The sequence below is a fragment of the Microcoleus sp. Pol12B5 genome, assembly GCF_036701335.1.
Lineage (GTDB): Bacteria > Cyanobacteriota > Cyanobacteriia > Cyanobacteriales > Microcoleaceae > Microcoleus.
Window position 1 is genome coordinate 24,611 of the sequence record NZ_JAUBQQ010000029.1, and the last position, 18,988, is coordinate 43,598.

An 18,988-nucleotide genomic window follows, 5' to 3' on the forward strand; every position below is an offset into this window, starting at 1 on the left:
AGATTTTAGATTGGAAGAATTGGAGGATTGAAGAAAGCGAACTCACGGATGAATCATAGGATTTTAGATTTTAGATTTTAGATTTTAGATTGGAAGAATTGGAGGATTGAAGAAAGCGAACTCACGGATGAATCATAGGATTTTAGATTTTAGATTGAAGAATAGGAGGATTGAATAAAACGAACTCACGGCTCAATCGGGGGAACTGTTATCGAATACTATGTTGTTAATTTGTGCACAAATGAATCCGGGGGCTTGTAACCTGGCTGCTTTCGCTGACGCTCAAAACCGGTTTAAGCTCGCAACTTTAAACTTATTGACTGTTGCAGTTTATAGTATTATAATCAAATCAGCGTTTCACACAAAAATCCGAAAGTGATATGTCACACTTCACAACTATCAAGGTTCAGATCAAGAACGGCGAACTGCTGCATCAAGTGTTGGAAGAGTTGGGTTATCAAGTAGAGTCCAATGTGCAGGTACGGGGTTATCGGGGTGACAAAACTAATGCCGAGTACGTGATTCGGCAATCCAATGGTTACGATTTGGGTTTTCGCCGCAGCGAAGAGGATTACGAATTGGTGGCGGATTTTTGGGGCGCTCGAATTAATCAGCAGGAATTTGTCAATTCAATTAGTCAAAAATACGCGCGCAAAAGTTTGATGGCGGCGGTGCAGTCTGAGGGTTTTCATGTTGAAGAAGAGGAAACTTTGGCAGATGGAACGGTGAGAGTTGTAGTGGGTCGATGGGTTTAAGACTCGCCCTTGATTAACTCGTTTTTACTTACCAAGAGGAATCACTATGTGGCGATCGGCGATCGTACTAATCATCCTGGCGCTTGTAGTTTGCATTGTTGGGGCGATCGCCCTTGGAGCATACCGCTGGCATCTCGCTACAAAGGAACTGCGAGCCAATCTGGAAGCTGCACGCTTGCCGATTACACCTCTCACAGTTGATACGCGGGAAATCGCCGATTTACCCCAGCCCGTGCAGCGCTACTTTCGCGCGGTGCTGAAGGAGGGACAACCGCTAATTGCAGCAGCGCGGGTTTCCCACGAAGGCACGTTTAACATGAGCGAAACCGCAGAAAAATGGAGCCCCTTCACCTCAACTCAACTGGTAATTACTCAGCCCCCTGGCTTTGACTGGGACGGGCGAATTGCCATGATGCCCGGTATCAATGCGTTCGTTCATGATGCCTACATTTCTGGCGAAGGCATCCTCCATGCGGCGCTGCTGGGCCTGGTGACTCTGGCGGATATCCGCGGCACTCCAGAAGCGGCACTTGGGGAACTGATGCGCTTTTTCGCGGAGGCGGCTTGGTATCCGACGAGACTGCTGCCGAGTCAGGGTGTTCGCTGGGAGGCGATCGACAATTCTTCGGCCAGAGCAACGCTGCAGGATGGCGACACCGCTGTTTCCCTGGATTTCCGCTTTGATGAAGCAGGGCTAATCGCCAGTATCCGCGCCGAGGCCCGCGCCCGTACAGTTAACGGGGGACTGGTGTTTGCGCCCTGGCAAGGCCGTTTCTGGGACTACGAATTGCGAGACGGTATGCGGATTCCGCGATCGGGTGAGGTGGCGTGGCAATTGCCTGATGGTTCGCTATTTCCCTATTGGCGCGGCCGCATCACGAATATTGCCTATGAGTTTGCACGATGATTCTAGTTTGTGTTGTAAGGAATATCATACGGCCGCGCGATCGCATCTTAGTTGCGATCGCGCGGCAATTGCTCGATCGCCTGGATGATGCAACTATCAGTCAAACAACGGGACTCAGTATTCAGGATGTGCGGAATTTGCGAGATGCTCGAAATTAGAGCCAAGTTATCCACCTGCTTTCAGCCACCCAAAAACCTGCTCCACAGTCAAATCTAATGTTAAAAAACTTGGCACGGGCAACCGATCTTGTCCCGTTAACTCAACTGGTTCTCGTCCGGGAATAAATGCTAAAATAAACCGTTCCTCTGGATCGATTAACCATCCGAGCTGAGTCCCGTATTTCAAACAGTGTAAAATATTACTAATCACCTTAGTTGCTTTCTGGTCTGGGGAGAAAATTTCTACTGTCCAGTCGGGATGAATTTCAAAGGAATTCGGAACTTCGCCATCCGCTTCAAAAGTGATTCTATCCCAAGCAAATACTGTAGCATCAGGTACAATAGAACGCCCGCCAAAAGTACAGCGCAATTCTGGAAAAGCAAGAGCAATTCGTTCTGTTTCCCCAACTAGATTAACAGCGTTGCAAAACTTGAGTTGCAAACGAGAATGTTTGCCTTGAGGCATAATCTTTTGGTGAATGCGTCCGTTAATAAATTCACTCGCAGGTTGAGTTTCCGGTAGTTTGAGGAAAGCTTCGAGAGTGAGAGAAATGGGAAGTGCTGCTGTCATCGCTTTGAATTCGGTGTCATTACCACTCTGCCATAATTTTATCATTAACTCTATTCTGTGTTTGTAGATCGATCGACCTCACCCTCACCCTCATCCTCCAAAATCTCACCCAAATAGCGCCGCACAAACTCCCGCGCTGCATCTATATCGAGCAACTTTAACGCCACAACCATCTTCACAAGCGTGTTGACCGTTGGATCTATCAACTCATTAAACCAACGATAGACAACAGAACTTCGCACACCCATTGCGATGCCAATTTGTTTTGGCTAATGCCATAGGTGTTCAGCACATCTCTCAGAACTCGACCAGCTTTTCTCATGCACCCCTGAAGTTTGGGAATCGTGCGATCGCCCTTTCCCAAAAAACCCTACCTCAAAAACAACTTATAAGCCGGATTTTGACTCTCATCTCCATACTGATAGCCCAGCGTATCCAAAAAAGCCTGCCACTCCTTCATCTCATCCGGCGGTACTTGAATTCCCACCACAATTCGCCCGTAATCGGCGCCATTATTTCGATAGTGAAAAACGCTGATATTCCAGTTAGGACTCATCGAACCGACAAACTTCATCAACGCACCCGGACGTTCGGGAAATTCAAAGCGATAAAACAATTCATGATCGGCCAGCATCGAACGCCCGCCCACCATATGCCGCACGTGCAACTTCGTTAATTCATCATCAGTTAAATCCAAAGTCTTGAAACCACAACCTTCAAAACTTGCCGCTATCTTCACCGCATCGGCACGGTTTTGAATTTGTACACCGATAAAAATATGTGCCTCTTTCTCATCGGCAATTCGATAGCTAAATTCAGTTAAGTTGCGTTTGCCCAGACATTCGCAAAACCTGCGGAGACTTCCCGGTTGTTCGGGAATTGTGACTGCAAAAATGGCTTCGCGGCGTTCGCCAAACTCGGCTCTTTCTGCTACAAAACGCAGTCGATCGAAATTCATGTTCGCGCCGCAAGCAACAGCAATTAATGTTTGTCCTGCGATTTGTTCCCGTTCCACGTAAGCTTTCGCACCTGCGATCGCCAAAGCGCCAGCAGGTTCTAAGATCGATCGCGTATCTTCAAAAACATCCTTAATCGCCGCGCAAACATCATCCGTATCCACCAAAATAATCTCATCCACATACTCCTGACACAACCGAAAAGTTTCCTCCCCCACTTCCCGCACAGCAACGCCGTCAGCAAATAAACCCACCTGCGACAAACGCACCCGTTTACCCGCTTTCAGCGATTGATTCATTGCATCGGAATCGATAGGTTCGACGCCAATAATCTTAATTTCCGGCCGCAACCGCTTGACATAGGCCCCAATTCCCGAAATCAATCCGCCGCCACCAATTGCCACAAAAATCGCGTGAATTGGTTTTTGATGTTGCCGCAGAATTTCCATGCCGATCGTACCCTGTCCCGCAATTACGTGCGGGTCATCAAAAGGGTGAATAAAAGTTAAACCTTTTTCCGCCTCTAATTGGCGCGCAAAGGCGTAGGCATCGTCGTAGGTATCCCCATGCAAAACTACCTCTCCACCCCGGGATATCACCGCATTTACCTTCACCTGCGGCGTCGTTACGGGCATGACTATAATCGCGCGAGTTCCCAGGTGGCGGGCGGCGAGGGCGACTCCTTGGGCGTGGTTGCCGGCGGAAGCTGCAATGACGCCTTGTGCTAGCAAATCCGGCGACAGTTGCGCCATTTTGTTGTATGCACCCCGCAGTTTGAAGGAAAACACCGACTGCATATCCTCTCGCTTCAGCAAAAGTTTATTGTTGAGCCGTGCTGATAGATTCGGGGCGGATTCTAGGGCTGTTTCTTGAGCAACATCGTAGACGCGGGCGGTGAGGATTTGTACCAGGTAATCGCAAAGCATGGGGTTAGCAGGTTGGTTGATGCCGGATGGTGGGATAATTGTACGGCACTTGTGCGATCGTTATGTCTAAATTTTGGGGCGGTGGTTGGGCTAATCGTAAGTTCTCGATCAGAACTTTTTCATTTTGGAAATCAACCGCTGAAAACGAACTATCGCCGTTATTTTGTTTAGTCATCTGGGAGAATAAGTCATGCTCAACTTATTCATCGATTAACCAATGTTCTAGCCATGATGGAATAAAGGAAATTTTGTAATATTCACGATCCATTAGAGCTTTGAAAATAGTTGTATTCAAATGGTAATAGTTAGAAGAGCTACTAGAATAATAATAGGGATCTTGAAACATCAGGATAGCAGGTAAATGTCCCTGTGGTGCATTCAGAGAGTATTGTAGATCGCCATGATATATACGGTTGCTCTCTCTGTTCCAGCCAACTCGATCGATAAATACATTGTACACAGAATCATCAATCCAATATTTTTCCCCGTTACTGTTATAGATGTTCAAAATTTGAAGCCAAATATTTTTCTGAACGCTAAGACCAAACCTTCCATCACTAAATTTCACCCAAAGTCGATTGATTTTTCTAAGGTCTTTTGGAGGAATTTGATTGATATCTATGTACGTATAACTGCGAGATGGCATTAAGTTGTATATAATATTTAATGTCTCTTCATCAGCCTCTTGCCATTTCCTTGCATCAAGTAATTCGTACAGTTTCTTGTATTTTCCCTCTATAACCAGAATAGAGTGTCGGGAATATTTTGGAGACTCTTCAGTGGCAAAACTTACGATTCTTTCAGCCAACTCATTCTCATCAGGTACTCTGGTGTCAGAAATACCTAATTTTTTATTCCATCTAAAAAATTTTGCTTTAATTTTAGAATTTCTGCGTATTTGAATTTTTAATTGATTAATCACTTGTTTCTTAGCTGTTCCGGCATCATCTCCTTGATTTTGAAGTTGATTTAATATCTCTTGAATTTGAGCAATAAATTGCGATAAATCCTGATTTAAATATATTTGATTGCCTTGTATATTGATACAATCACCTTGAATCTGTTCGTGATAATTACCACCCTGTGTACCTATATTCCGATTGTTAGCATACATCCTATCCTCGTTACTATCCTCATCACTATTTTCATCGTAAGGAATTCTCAAGCTTTCTTGCTTAAGTTGTAGTTTTAAAATATATAAAGAACACCCAACTACAGCGCTCGCAATAGCAGTGCATATTAGAATGACAAACAATGTATAATTCCACGCAAACGTAATACCCAAAATAACTAACGATAGCCCGATAGCATAGTAAAACATTTTTGGGGGGATCTTACTCATTATTAATCTTTTAACTTATAAATTTCACACGCTCCCCGTTAACTATTTTGCTTTAAAATAGTGGAATACCTGCTAATTTAGCAACATTCTTAAATATTTCTATAGTAGCTTCACCTATTAATCCATTAGCAGCAGCCTCACCCAAATAATGAGCTATTTTAGCTAATTTACTCCTAGTAATAGGGTCATTATTAGCTTGATTAGCTAATTTATTTGTAACTTCTTCTTGAGCTTTTTCAGGTGTATATCCCTGGGTTTGAAGCTTAGTTAAAAGTTCCTCGATTTGAGTGGCAGCTTGAGATAAATCTTGACTTATATTTATATGATTGCCTTGAATATTAATATTATTTCCATGAATGGATTCATTATAAGCACCGCCACCTGTATTGATAATTCTATTTGCGCTCATAAAATACCTCTATATTAAGACTTTTGCATTATACACGATGGCTACGCCCATACGCAACTGGTCATCGACCGAAAAAGCGTCATCGGTGCAAGCTCAATTCGCCAACTTATTCCAGCAGTCAAGGATCTAGTTACTTAAGCAGATCACATTTTGAGAAAAATTTTACATTTCAACTATACTATGGTAGCATTTTCAGGATTAGCCACGACACTCAAATCTAGCAAACTAGCGATCGCAAATTATCTCCACAGAATATCGATCGCCCTTACCCGATCGCAAAATCCGATTTTATGGCAAAATTAGCCTAGACTGAAATATGAAAGCTGGCGAGCGGGCAAGCTGTAGCGAATGTTGCGCTCGTGAGTCCTGACTTCGTTTTTGTCGTTTACCCCGGTTATAAAATCCGGTTTGCGAGCGTATTAGTCCGTAATCCTTGATTTAGTATGTAAATTCATGAACGTACAAATTACAGATTTGCGTGCGGTTGACGAGCCAAAAATTCAACAGGTAGCTAAATTAATAGTTGAAGGTTTTAAAGAGCATTGGCCCGATGCTTGGCCCGATCTAAAATCTGCTTTGCAAGAAGTGCAAGAATCTTTAGGAGCCGATCGCATCAGTCGAATTGCTGTCGGCGACAGCAATCAAGTTTTGGGATGGATTGGCGGGATTAAACAGTATGACGGTAATGTTTGGGAACTGCACCCGCTGGTAGTGGGAACAGAATTTCGCGGACAAGGAATTGGTCGATCGCTCGTAGCTGATTTAGCAGCAGAAGCTAAAAACCGGGGAGGGATCGTGCTGTGGGTGGGTACCGACGACGAAGACAATCAAACCACTCTTTCAGGCATCGATCTTTATCCTAACGTTTGGGAACACGTCGCCAAAATTAGAAATTTGCGCGGTCATCCCTACGAATTTTATCAAAAAATGGGTTTTGCGATCGTGGGAGTGATGCCCGACGCCAACGGAATTGGCAAGCCAGATATTTTCATGGCAAAGCGGTTGTAAAGTTTAATGTTGGTTCTAAATTTACTGACTGGTGGCTTGCCAATTCAACACTTAGCAAAATTAGTTGTTGAAAGTTTCCCAGAAAATCGGTCTAGTCTGGACGTGCGAACCCCGTTCGAGGGTCGCTAATAAACAAACCCAGAACTAACGAATCCATCACCGTATCCCAGACAGGAGTCAAACGCTCTGCATCGTCAACCCAGTAATCAAAAGTAATCAAACACTGAACATTAGAACCCAATCCAATACAGATTCGCGAATAAGCTTCCCGCTGTTCTGGAGGGTCGATAAACTTAAATTCAGTCCAAACAATGCGGGCCGTTTGCCGCTTCAATTGGATAATTTCCCCAGGAGCGATCGGATTTCGCGTATCATCTTCAACCACCTTCTGTAATAGCGGCACCAGCGGAAAATCTGCCCAGTTACCAGGTGGTAGCAAATTAAACGAAACCTCCAAACAACAATCATCATCCGGCGGCTTTTTATCCGTAAATCGGAACGACTTAGTATCCGGTTCAAAATGCCAATCTTCGGGGACATCAAAGCGGACTGCACCTCTTCCTGCTACAAAAATCCGAGTTCCAGGCTTTGATTTCCAATTGTGGTCTTCTTTGAGTTCTAGGGTTTCCTTGAGCCATTCTTGCTTTTTGCGCTTAGACATAAACAGAACACCAAATTGCTGCTAATGTGTAGTTTTAGACCTTGCAAACACATTTTAACTCTATTTTGCTCGCCGTTTGCTCTAATATAACAATCCTTACAAAAATTATGAATTCCTCTCTTCTCTATTCCTCTGTGTTCTCTGCGCCTCTGCGGTAAAAAATAATTCCTTTCACAATGAGGTAACTTTTATTTTTCACTCTTCGGAATCACATACCTAATTCCGCCTCTATTCGCAGCCGCATCGCCCTTGTAACGGGGAATAACATGAATAGCCGCGTGACTGCGACTTTGACCAGCCTGTTTATTAATATTGATTCCCACATTAAAACCGTCTGGCTGAAACTCTTTACTTAACATCTCTTGCACCTTATTAGCCATAAACCAGCAAGCCGATTGTTCTCGAAACGGCAGTTCAAAATAATTAGCGACGTGACGCTTGGGGATGATTAAAACATGACCTTTGCTGGCGGGATAACCGTCAAACATCGCATAAGCTGTTGCTGATTCTGTGAGTAAAGTTAAATTTTTATACGGATTGCAGAATATGCAGTTATTAGTAGAATTTCTTTGATGGTTGTAATGCACGTATTTGTAAATTTCGCAAGACTCATCTAGGTGAACTGGCTTAAATGGAAGTTTGACAATGCACTGATAGGTAGGTTTTTTGTGGACATAATGTTCTCGAAAGCCTTCTTTTTTGATATCCCTTCTCACCGCAAAATACGCATTCCCTCCCGGTTTCAACAGGTGCGACACTTCCATCAGGACATTAGCTTGTTCTTCAGGAAACAAAACATTCAAAACATAAAAACAAATGATTGTGTCGAATTTATCTTCGGGGAACTCCGGGAAATAATAAGGGTCATAACCCGTAATATCGAAGCCTTTTTGCTGCAACAATCTAACATCGCTGCCCAAGCCGCACCCAAAATCTAAGACTTTCCCTTGCAGCAAGTTTTTATCCAATAAAAATCGGGCTGGAAATGACAGGGAAATTCTTTCAATTGCCGTCAGGTGGCTGAATTTATTTTGTTGCTTTTTCATGGCGGCATAAATTTGATTTCAATAAATATTCTTCCGTCCGCGCACCACCCGGACGAGAGTTTGTGTAGTAGCGATTTCACGATCCTAATGTTATCTAAAAATTTTATCATTATTGCAGTTTGGCGATCGCCCCTTTTTCCACCAACACCTTACCAGTCACCAAATCCCGCACCGTCGCCAACAAAACCCGCCTCTCATCCACCTCAAAACTCACCGAAACCCTGTCAATTCCCAATACCCCAGGCGGATTCAAATGCGCTACGCAAACCTGCTGGTGGTGGCTTTCCAGAGACCGAAAATCCGTTTTTTTATTGAGCAAGCTGCTCATCATTTGCCCTTTTTCGTTAAAAATAACCTCCGCTTGCGATACCTCCGCAACTTCCCCAATATCTAACCGAATTTCCCTTTGCCCTTCTATTGCCACTTGCAGCGTCAACTCTTCGGAACTTTGGCAGGGATACTTCATTTCCTTACTAAATATCGGCGAATAAGCATAAGCTTTAGCATAAGGTTCCCAGAGACGAATTGCATAGGTGTGGCGCAAATAATCGTCAACCCTAGCCAATTGTGTCAAGGCTAAAGCACCGTGCGCCACTGCTTCAAACGGCTTATCTCTTTGAACTTTTTGCCGCCCAAAATACGAAACCACTAAATTAGATACAGCCGGAATTAGAGAAGTTCCTCCTACTAGCAAAACCTGTTCGATATCTGTTTTGCCGATCCCTTTTCTCTGTGCAATACTCAGCACTTCATCTAAACTTTCCCGCAACTGTTCTAACAACTGCCTAGATTCTAGAATTTCCTCAAGCTTGTCTCGGTTTAGCTGCAAGTCGTAAGACATAAAATTTTCATCGTCAAACCAGCTTTCCTTCGCCTCATTAACTTGAGAAAGTTGTATTTTTAATTTTTCCGCTATTTCTAATAAGTTTTGCCAGCCAACTGGGTCGACTTCTGCCCGCGACGAACCAATTTGCCGCAAATAATCTTCGACAATCCAGATGTCAATATCTTCGCCGCCTACATAAGCATCGGATTTTGCTAACACTTCGGCACGCACCCCCCCCAGCCCCCCCTTGGTAAGGGGGGGAGCGAGATTTGTCCCCGCGTTGCTAAGGGGGGGTAAGGAAGGGGTTACAGCAGTGCGAACTAAACTTAAATCTAAAGTTCCGCCGCCAAAATCAACTACTAAAACTAGAGAGCCGGGGCGTTGTACTGCATATCCTAGGGCGGCGGCTGTGGATTCATCTATTACCTGAACTTCCGCAACTCCCAAATTTTCTCCTAAGTCGCGAAACCAATCTAGATATCGCTCAAATGCTCCAACGGGGACTGTAAAAATTACTTTATCGGGCTGTATATTTTGTATATATAATTGTTTCCAAATAGTTTTGATAAACTGTTCTGCTACTGATTCGACTGTGTAGGTTTCGCCGTCGATATTGCGGGGCGGCGGCTGAAAATCGGCAGCTAAATTGCGTTTAAAAGCTTTGAAAAAACGGTCGGGTTCGGATTGCCCCAAACGCTGCGATCGCACTTTTTCCCCCAACACCAACTCTCCGGAATTTTTCACAAATACTAAAGTCGGAACTACAGATATTTCTCGCACCTCTCCGCTCGAATTATTCGTTTTAAAAATGCGGGACATCTCGCCCAATCTCAAAGTTTCTGGTGTTTGCATATCCGGGTTAAGAATGCAGACAACCGTGTTGCTGGTGCCGAAGTCAATGGCAACTGTAGTCATGTTAATTTAAAATTTTAAATTTAATTTTTTATTCCCGCTGGCAGGGTGCGACTAACTTTAGCAGGAGTAAGAATTCGCTCTCCTTCCCGATAGCCTACAAATCGAATATAAACTAATTCTCCTTCGGTTATATCCTCAACATCCGGCTGGTGCAACTGCGGATTGTAAGGAGTTTGTTCCCACGCAGAACCGATTGTTTGAAAATCCCAGCTTGATAACAGGTTTTCTAAGGGAGTAAACAAAGCTGAGAGATTTTTGGCGGGCATATCCGGCTTGGCTTCTGCCATTTTGCGGGCGGCGGGATAGTTGGTTAACAAAGTTTGTAACTGTTCAAAGGTAGCGCGGCGGAAATCGGCAGTTAGTTGAGCTTTTTGCTGCTGCAGTTCTTCTCGCAACCGGAAACACTGCTGCCTCAATTCTTCTATTTCGCTGGGATTAGTTGTGATTGTAGCCGATATTGGCAGTGCGAGCAAAGTGCGATCGAACTCTTGAAAATTCAAATTCAGCACTGTTGCCAGCCGCCTCAGTTGGTCTAGGGTGAGTTTTCCCACGTCTCCCTGCCGTACTAAGCGCACCGCAAAGCGACTTAAGCCTGCTTTTTCGCCTAAGTCTTGCCAATCGAGAATGTCTAGCTGATTCATGCGTTCCCGCAGAATTGTATCGTACTTAAACTCGATCGCATCTCCCGCCTCAGATGCAGCATAAAGGTAGACTAAAATGAGAAAAATGCCCCCGACAGCCAGCGCGAAGCTGAAGGCAGGCACTGTTGTTACATCAACTGTTGCACCGATGAACTCAAACATTTTTAACTCTTCTAAACCTGTTTTAAAGTCTGCGTTTGTTCAACGGTCAAATTTTCTTCGCCTTGATAATATTCTGGTAGCAAGTCTTGAGATTCTACTTCTCCGAGGGCTTTTTCAATTCCGGCGGTGGTTTCGGTGCAACTAGAACCGGTGGCGTTGAGGACGGTTTCGGTAATTTTGCCATCTTTGCCGATGCGGTATTCTATTTGGCGGTATTCTGCCATAATTCTGCCTCTTGGTTTAATGCTTGAGTGTTGACTGCTGAGGGTTGAGTTATATTATAGATTCTATTTACCAATTATTCTAATGAATTTTTGTAGCGACAATGCAACCGGGGTTTCGCCGGAGATTATGGCGGCGATTGCAGCGGCTAATTGCGGTGCTGTAATGTCTTACGGAGATGATGAATATACACAGCGTTTGCAAGTTAAATTTTCGGATTTGTTCGAGACATCGGTGACTGTTTTTCCGGTAGCAACCGGTTCTGCTGCTAATGCTCTGGCACTTGCGGTTGTTACTCCTCCTTACGGCGCTGTTTACTGTCACGCGGAATCTCATATTAATCTAGATGAATGCGGCGCGCCGGAGTTTTTTACAGGCGGTGCCAAGTTAGTTACAGTAACAGGAAACCATGGTAAAATAGAGGCAGAGACTTTAGGAAAAATACTCGATCGCGCTGGTGCAGGTGTCGTCCATCACGTACAGCCCGCAGCCGTCAGCATCACTCAAGCAACGGAAGCCGGCACAGTCTACAATCCATCTGAAATTTCCCACATTTCGGAAGTGGTTCGCGATCGCAATTTGCACCTGCACATGGATGGATCTCGCTTTGCAAATGCTGTCGCGACTCTTGGCTGTTCTCCTGCTGATGTCACTTGGCGCGCCGGTGTAGATATTCTCTCGTTTGGAGCGACAAAAAACGGTGCGATGGGTGCAGAAGCTGTGGTTTTTTTTAATCGCGAATTAGCAAAGACTTTCCCTTTTTACCGCAAGCGCAGCGGGCATCTTTTCTCAAAAATGCGGTTTTTGTCGGCGCAGTTGGAAGCGTATATAACGGATGATTTGTGGTTGAGAAATGCGGCTCATGCAAATAATATGGCAGCTAAATTAGCCCAAGGTTTAGCGGGAGTTGAGGGAGCGAATTTTTGCCATCGGGTTGAAGCAAACGAGATTTTTATTCAACTTCCCGAATCGGTAATTACAGCGGTTTTAGCTGAGGGCTTTCTGTTTTATCGGTGGGATGAATGTACTATTAGACTGGTAACGGCTTTTAATACTTTGGAAGCGGATGTTATTGCTTTGGTGGAAGCGGTTAAACGACATCAGTAATTATTTCGTAAGGGCGAGTTTTACGAATAATATCTGACGATTACCAACAATCTAGATAAACCCGTTCCCCACAACAGACAACTCGCATCAACATTAAATTTGGATCGAATGCGGAAAATGTACATTGTGATTTTTCGTTTGATGGGGGCGGGTTTGAGAGATTGTTGGTTATTTACAACAATTATTGTGCGTGAAACCCGCGCCTACAATTTAATAGGTTCAGAAATAGGTTCTGCAACTGCGGCTAGTTCTGGTTCAGCTTCTTCGAGGTGTGCTTCTAAAAGCGCCAGATTTCTCATGTTTGATTTATAAAAAGCATCGAAGATATCTCCGACTAAAGGTACTGAACCAACCACGGCTTCTAGACCGATATTGTAAATCATTTTGCCTAGTGTCTTTTGGGGGATGTTGAATCGAGTTGCTAAATAAATTAGGTAGGCGGAAAACGCGGTATCTACGATATCCCCAGCACCCGGAACTAAACCGATAATGGGGTCTAAACCAATGCGAAATTTAGTGCCGGGGATGCCAATGGCGGTATCCATCAGGCGGCTGAGTTTGCGGATGCGGTTGAGGGTCGCGAGACGCTCTATGTTGTTCATATTATTATTCTTGAACTAGCTTGAAAATTTGAAATCTGTCGGAAGACGGAAAAAACCATCTAGAAACCGCTCATTTTCCATCTTCGCTAATATGCTGAATTCCCCATTCGTGCATGGCATTAATAATCGGTTTGAGACTTTCGCCCAAAGGCGTTAGCGAATATTCAACTTTTGGTGGCACTTGCAGGTAAATTTCCCGGTGCACGATCGCGTCTGATTCCATTTCCCGCAGTTGCTGCGTCAGCATCTTCTGAGTAATGCCGTTGACAGCTCGTTGCAGCTCGTTAAAACGCTTCACTCCTGGAAACAACTCCCGCAGAATCAAGACCTTCCAGCGCCCGCCAATCACCTCTAGAGTGCGTTCTACAGGGCAATTTGCTCGATCGACTTTTACTTCTTGGACTTGCATAGTATCTTTTTGGTAAGTACCGCACTTTTAAGTGCGTACTATCCATAATAACTTGACTCGGTTTAAAATAAAAACATCAAAGAAACACCCGATAAATTTCACTGAGGATTCAGAAAATGATTACCGTCAGAAAAAGTGAAGCAAGAGGACACGCTAATCACGGTTGGCTGGACAGTTACCACACATTTTCTTTTGCCGGCTATTACGATCCAAATTATATGAATTTTCGCTCTTTACGGGTAATTAATGAGGATTTCGTTAGCCCCGGCAGAGGTTTCGGCACTCACGGACACAGCGACATGGAAATCATTACTTATGTATTAGAAGGAGCGTTAGAACACAAGGATAGTTTGGGTACCGGTGCAGTGATTAAACCCGGTGAAGTGCAGCGGATGAGTGCAGGTACGGGTATCCAGCACAGCGAGTTCAATAGCTCGCAAACAGACCCGGTTCATTTGCTGCAAATCTGGCTGTTACCCGATACAAAAGGCTTGCAGCCGAGTTACGAGCAGCGGGATTTTCCCCTAGCAGAAAGGCGCGGAAAATTGCGCTTAGTGGCGGCACGAGATGCGAGAAATGGTGCTGTAAAAGTGCATCAAGATGTTGATTTGTATGCGGCTGTTTTGGATAAAGACTCGCGGGTTTCTCATGCTTTGCAGCCGAATCGCCATGCTTGGGTGCAAGTGGCTCGCGGCTCGGTTTTGCTCAACGGTTTGACTTTGAAAAATGGCGACGCTGCGGCTGTTAGTGGCGAGTATGAGTTGGCGATTGAAGCTACGGAAGATGCTGAATTTTTGCTGTTTGATTTGGCATAGAATTACACAATAAATCCCCGGCTTCTCCCAGAAGTCGGGGATTTTAGATCGTTCGGCGATTGAAATTGCTATAATGGGTTACTACTTAGGAAATAAGTAAATAGGAGGAAGAAACTAACTTTTATTTGTGGTATTTCTGGTAACGGTAAATGTTTAGGATAAATTTTTATGGAACAACAGCCGATCGCCAGAAAGCATCTTATTTGGAGCCTCATCACTGGTTTAGCAGTTGGCGCGATCGCAGGCGCACCCCTCGGCTGGATGGCTAATGGGTCTTTTTCCGACCAGCGTTCGGCTCAAAGTATCCTTTGCCGAGAAAAGAATAGAGATCAGCCAGTTGCTATTGTTGAGGCTAGGTGCGGTTCCCGATTCTAAATTTTTCTGCTAGCCAGAGGGCTGTGTCAAATATTGTGAGGCTTGTGCGAATGTCGAAAGTTCGATCGTCGCGCAGAGGTTTTGGCGTTGTCAACCGTGAAGAATATGCCACAAACCGGAAAAGTTATGCGTCAGTGGATATGTGGGTATGTTAAATTGACAAAATAATGAATTACAGCAGAACAATTCCGGCTATTTTGAGTGCTACGATCGCCCTGAGTTCGATCGCCCTCATTCCACTGACATCACCTCAAATTGCCCTAGCATTAACCGCCGACAAAGTTAAAACCGTTGCCCAACAAATTACTGTTCGCATCCAGGGGCCAAAAGGCGGTTCAGGAGTAATTTTAGAGAAGCAGGGTAGCACATACTATATTCTCACAAACTGGCACGTTGTCGATAAAGCCGGCGATTACGAGGTTGTAACTCCTGACGGCAAAGCTCACTCTGTATCATACAGCCTCGTGCGGCGAATGCCCGGTGCGGATTTGGCGATCGTGCCCTTCAGCAGCACTCAAAGCTACCCCCTGGCTCAATTAGCTAATTCCGCAGCAACTAAGGGAAACAAGGCTTATGTCGCCGGCTGGCCGATATCCGGCGGTTCCCTGAGACAGCCGATTTTCATCGCCACGGAAGGTCAGCTTACCGGCCGCCAAACTCCCTGGAACGGTTATACTTTGGTATACAATAACTTAGTGAGAGCGGGCATGAGCGGCGGGCCGGTGCTCGATGACGCAGGCCGAGTTGTCGCAATTAACGGCATTGTTAGGTTAGAGGAAAATTCCGATAAAATCGTGGCGGCGGGAATAGAAATTAATACTTTCATGAAATGGCGATCCACTATTTCGTTGCCAGTAGTTCCCCAATCTCCTACTGCCGGAAACCCGAAAACTCCGGCGAATAATGCGCCCCGCACGCCCGCAAGTGCGATCGCCTTTGCTGCTACCAATACTCTCAAAGGGCCTTCGGAAGTTGTCAGTTCCCTTGCCCTAGCTTCCGCTTATTTTACTACAGGAAATAGCAACGGCACAATCTCAGTTTGGAATTTTCCCAGCGGGCAATTAAAAACTACCCTGCAAGGTCACACGGAAGCCGTAAACGCACTGGCGGCCAGTGCGGACTCGAAGGTGTTAGCTAGCGGCAGCGACGACAAAACTGTGAAAATTTGGAATTTAGAAACTGGCGCGGTTGTACGCACTTTGAGCGGGCATTCCAATGCTGTTTCGAGCGTTGCCGTTAATCCTGATGGTCAATTTGTAGCCAGCGGCAGTTGGGACAAAACGATTAAGATTTGGAACCCGAAAACAGGAGAGTTGCTGCGGACTTTGACCGGGCATTCTGGGTTGGTGAATGCTGTTGCAATTAGTCCCGACAACAAAACTTTAGCTAGCGGCAGCAAAGATGGTTCAATTAGGTTGTGGAATTTAGCTACAGGCCAAGCAATTCGCACGATTAGTGGCAAAAACTTGGCTGTTTTGTCGCTAGCTTTTACTCCAGACAGCAAAAGTTTAGCGGCGGGAAACAGCAATGGCACTGTTGGGTTGTGGAATGCCGGAAACGGGCAGTTAATTCGGCGTTTAAGCGGGCATACCGACGGGGTTTGGTCGGTGGCTTTCAGTCCGGATGGCACTACGCTGGTTACTGGCAGTTGGGATAAGAGTGTGAGACTTTGGGATGTGCGATCGGGCGAATTGAGAGGTAATTTGAACGGTCATGCTGGCTACGTTAGCGCTGTGGCGATTAGCGCTGATGGCAAGACTATTGTGAGTGCGGGTTGGTTGGGGGAAATCAAGATTTGGAAAAGGAGTTGAGATTTTTTTGAACGAACCGCGAAGGCGCGTTACGAAAAGGGGCGCGTAAGCGCTACTCAACTTAGAAACAGCCCCGCCTCTGTAGCGAAGCCAGCTACTTGAGGGTTCGGTTAGGCACGGACTCTACTGGTAGGGTGCGTCAGTTGGTGGCGATGCGATGCACATGGGCTCATCATTTCCGGGCTCTGCACCCTGCTACCTAGCATTTTGCTTCAAAGTACGATCGACACTTATGATAGATTTGGTTCTTGCAGGACTACACTAAAAGACAAAATCAAATTAAGATTTGCGCCATAAATTCGACCGACCCGCTGTGCTGGGGGGACTCTGCACTTCGCGGAGTCAATCTAAAATCTAAAATCTAAAACCTAAAATTGCGTGACTTCTGACAAATGATTGAAGTAGAACACTTAAGCAAAACTTACGGTTCGACCGCAGCGATCGCGGACGTGTCTTTTTCGGTCGAATCAGGAGAAATTCTCGGGTTTTTGGGGCCAAACGGCGCTGGCAAAACCACAACGATGCGGATTTTGTCGGGATATTTGCCGGCATCCAGCGGTACGGCCCGCATCGCCGGCATGGATGTTCACGAAGACTCGATGGCCGTCAGACAGCGCATCGGCTATCTGCCGGAAAACCCGCCGCTGTATCCAGAAATGACTGTGGAAGGGTTTCTGTTTTTTGTCGCCCGGATCAAGCAAGTACCTGCAGGCGATCGCGCGCGACGAGTTACCTCCGCGATCGAACGCTGCGGTTTGCTTGATAAACGCAAAGTTTTAATCCGCAAGCTTTCTAAAGGATTTCGCCAGCGCGTCGGTATCGCGCAGGCGATCGTCCACGACCCCCCGGTAATTATCTTAGACGAACCAACCGTCGGCCTCGACCCCCGACAAATCATCGAAGTCCGCAATTTAATCAAAAGTCTTGGCGGCCAGCACACAATCATCCTTTCCACGCACATTCTGCCGGAAGTCAGCATGACTTGTAACCGCGTTACCATCATCAATCGCGGTAAAATCGTCGCTGCGGGTAGTCCCGAAAATTTGATGGGAGAGTTGGCGGTGGGAGAGGGCTACGAACTCGAAGTCGAAGGCGAGGCAGATTTGGTAAACAGTCTGCTGTTGCCTTCTTTGGAAAATTTGCCAGGAGTTCGATCGGTGGAATTGATTCCAAGCCAGCAATTTTTAGTGAATCGCTACCGCCTGCGGGCCTTGTGCGAACAGGAAAGAGAACCCGGACGAGAAATTGCTACAGCTATCGTCGCCTCTGGATTTGGGCTGTGCGAAATGCGTCGGTCTCGCGCTACTCTCGAAGATGTGTTTTTAAGGCTGACAGCGGCTGAAAAGAAACCCGAAGAAAATCTGGTTCGCAGCGAACCGGAGGTCGATCTAAATCTCCAAGAAGCCACAGAAATTCAAGATTCGATCGCGGATTCTCATCAATCGGAATCACAACCGACGATCATCCCGGACAATCTGCCCGTTTCAAATAAACCAGAGTCTCTCTATGATTCTCATTCAGCATCGGAACCAGTTGCAGAAACTGAAGAGTTGCTTTATGATTCTCATTCCGCATCGGAACTGGTTGCAGAAACCGTAGAGCCGATTGAACATCCTCAACCAGAATTAGAATCAGTTGCAGAAACCGCAGAGTTGATTGAACATCCTCAACCAGAATTAGAACCAGTTGCAGAAACCGTAGAGCCGATTGAACATCCTCAACCAGAATCAGAACCAGTTGCAGAAACCGCAGAGTTGAGTGAAGCGAAGCATCTCAGTTTGGGTGTCACAGAAACCCGAGGATCTTACTCGCTACAGATATCTAAACAAGCAAGCAGGATGCTCACTTTTGTAAAAAATGTTTTTTATAAAAGTGAGAGACTCCCAGAACCTTCTCCACCAGCACCAGTTGTCGAAAATCTAGAAGTTTCAGAAACCGTAGAGTCGATCGACTATTCTCAACCAGAATCCGAACCAGTTGTCGAAAGACAAGAGTCGATCGAGCATCATGAACCAGAACCGATTGTCGAAAATCTAGAAGTTTCAGAAACAGTAGAGTCGATCGACTATTCTCAACCAGAATCCGAACCAGTTGTCGAAAATGTAGAAGTTTCAGAAACAGTAGAGTCGATCGACTATTCTCAACCAGAATCCGAACCAGTTGTCGAAAATCTGCAAGTTTCAGAAACAGTAGAGTCGATCGAGCATCATGAACCAGAACCGATTGTCGAAAGGCAAGAGTCGATCGACTATTCTCAACCAGTATCCGAACCCATTACAGAAACACCAGAGGAAATAAGCGATTTAGAACCCGGAATGCAACCAGTCGCAGAGTTTCTGGAAACTGTAGAAAGACAAGAGTTGA

The 18,988-nt window shown here is 45.5% G+C and carries 21 protein-coding genes and 2 pseudogenes; 10 read left to right on the forward strand and 13 right to left on the reverse strand.

The genetic code is table 11. The annotated features are described in order from the left end of the window. Nucleotides 1-380 precede the first annotated feature (380 nt). The 3 genes and pseudogenes from QUA24_RS14705 to QUA24_RS14715 form a co-directional block, all read left to right on the forward strand. Nucleotides 381-755: a DUF1257 domain-containing protein gene (locus QUA24_RS14705; RefSeq protein WP_333230528.1), complete on the forward strand. Its 375-nt coding sequence runs from the start codon at nucleotides 381-383 to the stop codon at nucleotides 753-755. Nucleotides 756-801: 46 nt separating this feature from the next. Next, nucleotides 802-1,662 (forward strand): DUF6920 family protein, encoded by an 861-nt coding sequence (locus QUA24_RS14710; RefSeq protein WP_333230529.1) that lies wholly within the window; start codon nucleotides 802-804, stop codon nucleotides 1,660-1,662. 50 nt (nucleotides 1,663-1,712) lie between these two features. Then, nucleotides 1,713-1,820, forward strand: a pseudogene (locus tag QUA24_RS14715) (Rpn family recombination-promoting nuclease/putative transposase); the annotation flags it as partial. Nucleotides 1,821-1,827: 7 nt separating this feature from the next. Here the strand turns inward: QUA24_RS14715 and QUA24_RS14720 are convergent. The 6 genes from QUA24_RS14720 to QUA24_RS14745 all read right to left on the reverse strand — a co-directional run bounded on the left by QUA24_RS14720 (nucleotide 1,828) and on the right by QUA24_RS14745 (nucleotide 6,024). Beyond that, the gene (locus tag QUA24_RS14720) at nucleotides 1,828-2,436 is read right to left on the reverse strand and encodes a Uma2 family endonuclease (RefSeq protein WP_333230531.1); all 609 of its coding nucleotides are present in this window, start codon (nucleotides 2,434-2,436) and stop codon (nucleotides 1,828-1,830) included. A gap of 5 nt (nucleotides 2,437-2,441) precedes the next feature. Beyond that, nucleotides 2,442-2,633, reverse strand: a complete 192-nt coding sequence (locus QUA24_RS14725; protein ID WP_333230532.1) for a hypothetical protein — start codon at nucleotides 2,631-2,633, stop codon at nucleotides 2,442-2,444. Nucleotides 2,634-2,761: 128 nt separating this feature from the next. Continuing rightward, entirely contained in the window at nucleotides 2,762-4,273 is a 1,512-nt protein-coding gene (ilvA, locus tag QUA24_RS14730) for a threonine ammonia-lyase, biosynthetic (RefSeq protein ID WP_333230533.1), read from the reverse strand. A 4-nt stretch (nucleotides 4,274-4,277) separates the two neighbouring features. Next, a complete protein-coding gene (locus QUA24_RS14735; RefSeq protein ID WP_333164050.1) occupies nucleotides 4,278-4,448 on the reverse strand; it encodes a hypothetical protein in 171 nt (56 codons plus the stop codon). Nucleotides 4,449-4,472: 24 nt separating this feature from the next. Then, nucleotides 4,473-5,615 carry a GUN4 domain-containing protein gene (locus QUA24_RS14740; RefSeq protein ID WP_333230534.1) on the reverse strand — a complete coding sequence of 381 codons (1,143 nt, stop codon included), beginning with the start codon at nucleotides 5,613-5,615 and terminating at the stop codon, nucleotides 4,473-4,475. A gap of 52 nt (nucleotides 5,616-5,667) precedes the next feature. Next, nucleotides 5,668-6,024 (reverse strand): hypothetical protein, encoded by a 357-nt coding sequence (locus QUA24_RS14745; RefSeq protein ID WP_333164045.1) that lies wholly within the window; start codon nucleotides 6,022-6,024, stop codon nucleotides 5,668-5,670. Between the two features lie 180 nt (nucleotides 6,025-6,204). Between QUA24_RS14745 and QUA24_RS14750 the strand changes: the two genes are divergently transcribed. Together QUA24_RS14750 and QUA24_RS14755 are read left to right on the forward strand one after the other, a co-directional pair. Further along, nucleotides 6,205-6,327, forward strand: coding sequence for a hypothetical protein (locus QUA24_RS14750; RefSeq protein WP_333164041.1), 123 nt, complete (start codon nucleotides 6,205-6,207; stop codon nucleotides 6,325-6,327). A gap of 150 nt (nucleotides 6,328-6,477) precedes the next feature. Then, nucleotides 6,478-7,032 carry a GNAT family N-acetyltransferase gene (locus QUA24_RS14755; protein WP_333164038.1) on the forward strand — a complete coding sequence of 185 codons (555 nt, stop codon included), beginning with the start codon at nucleotides 6,478-6,480 and terminating at the stop codon, nucleotides 7,030-7,032. Between the two features lie 91 nt (nucleotides 7,033-7,123). On the opposite strand, the gene QUA24_RS14760 is transcribed toward QUA24_RS14755, so the two are convergent. From QUA24_RS14760 to QUA24_RS14780, 5 genes are all read right to left on the reverse strand, one after another. Beyond that, a complete protein-coding gene (locus tag QUA24_RS14760) occupies nucleotides 7,124-7,693 on the reverse strand; it encodes a hypothetical protein (RefSeq protein ID WP_333045531.1) in 570 nt (189 codons plus the stop codon). Between the two features lie 188 nt (nucleotides 7,694-7,881). Next, on the reverse strand, nucleotides 7,882-8,739 hold the full coding sequence (locus QUA24_RS14765; RefSeq protein WP_333230535.1) for a bifunctional class I SAM-dependent methyltransferase/HIT family protein: 858 nt from the start codon (nucleotides 8,737-8,739) through the stop codon (nucleotides 7,882-7,884). Nucleotides 8,740-8,848: 109 nt separating this feature from the next. Then, nucleotides 8,849-10,480: an Hsp70 family protein gene (locus QUA24_RS14770; protein WP_333230536.1), complete on the reverse strand. Its 1,632-nt coding sequence runs from the start codon at nucleotides 10,478-10,480 to the stop codon at nucleotides 8,849-8,851. A gap of 20 nt (nucleotides 10,481-10,500) precedes the next feature. Then, the gene (locus tag QUA24_RS14775) at nucleotides 10,501-11,283 is read right to left on the reverse strand and encodes an XRE family transcriptional regulator (RefSeq protein ID WP_333230537.1); all 783 of its coding nucleotides are present in this window, start codon (nucleotides 11,281-11,283) and stop codon (nucleotides 10,501-10,503) included. Nucleotides 11,284-11,294: 11 nt separating this feature from the next. After that, nucleotides 11,295-11,507 carry a DUF2997 domain-containing protein gene (locus QUA24_RS14780; RefSeq protein ID WP_333062395.1) on the reverse strand — a complete coding sequence of 71 codons (213 nt, stop codon included), beginning with the start codon at nucleotides 11,505-11,507 and terminating at the stop codon, nucleotides 11,295-11,297. An 82-nt stretch (nucleotides 11,508-11,589) separates the two neighbouring features. Between QUA24_RS14780 and QUA24_RS14785 the strand changes: the two genes are divergently transcribed. Then, nucleotides 11,590-12,612: a beta-eliminating lyase-related protein gene (locus QUA24_RS14785; protein ID WP_333230538.1), complete on the forward strand. Its 1,023-nt coding sequence runs from the start codon at nucleotides 11,590-11,592 to the stop codon at nucleotides 12,610-12,612. A 203-nt stretch (nucleotides 12,613-12,815) separates the two neighbouring features. On the opposite strand, the gene QUA24_RS14790 is transcribed toward QUA24_RS14785, so the two are convergent. Together QUA24_RS14790 and QUA24_RS14795 are read right to left on the reverse strand one after the other, a co-directional pair. Beyond that, a complete protein-coding gene (locus QUA24_RS14790) occupies nucleotides 12,816-13,214 on the reverse strand; it encodes a DUF4112 domain-containing protein (protein ID WP_333230539.1) in 399 nt (132 codons plus the stop codon). A 70-nt stretch (nucleotides 13,215-13,284) separates the two neighbouring features. Then, on the reverse strand, nucleotides 13,285-13,623 hold the full coding sequence (locus QUA24_RS14795) for a helix-turn-helix domain-containing protein (protein ID WP_333129966.1): 339 nt from the start codon (nucleotides 13,621-13,623) through the stop codon (nucleotides 13,285-13,287). A 116-nt stretch (nucleotides 13,624-13,739) separates the two neighbouring features. Here QUA24_RS14795 and QUA24_RS14800 point away from each other — a divergent pair, with 116 nt between their 5' ends. The 4 genes and pseudogenes from QUA24_RS14800 to QUA24_RS14815 form a co-directional block, all read left to right on the forward strand. Beyond that, the gene (locus QUA24_RS14800) at nucleotides 13,740-14,438 is read left to right on the forward strand and encodes a pirin family protein (RefSeq protein WP_333230540.1); all 699 of its coding nucleotides are present in this window, start codon (nucleotides 13,740-13,742) and stop codon (nucleotides 14,436-14,438) included. Between the two features lie 168 nt (nucleotides 14,439-14,606). Then, nucleotides 14,607-14,813, forward strand: a complete 207-nt coding sequence (locus QUA24_RS14805) for a hypothetical protein (RefSeq protein WP_333230541.1) — start codon at nucleotides 14,607-14,609, stop codon at nucleotides 14,811-14,813. Nucleotides 14,814-14,980: 167 nt separating this feature from the next. Further along, complete coding sequence (locus QUA24_RS14810) at nucleotides 14,981-16,624, forward strand: trypsin-like peptidase domain-containing protein (protein ID WP_333230542.1); 1,644 nt, start codon at nucleotides 14,981-14,983, stop codon at nucleotides 16,622-16,624. 392 nt (nucleotides 16,625-17,016) lie between these two features. Beyond that, nucleotides 17,017-17,970: pseudogene (locus QUA24_RS14815) on the forward strand (ABC transporter ATP-binding protein); the annotation flags it as partial. Between the last annotated feature and the right edge of the window lie 1,018 nt (nucleotides 17,971-18,988).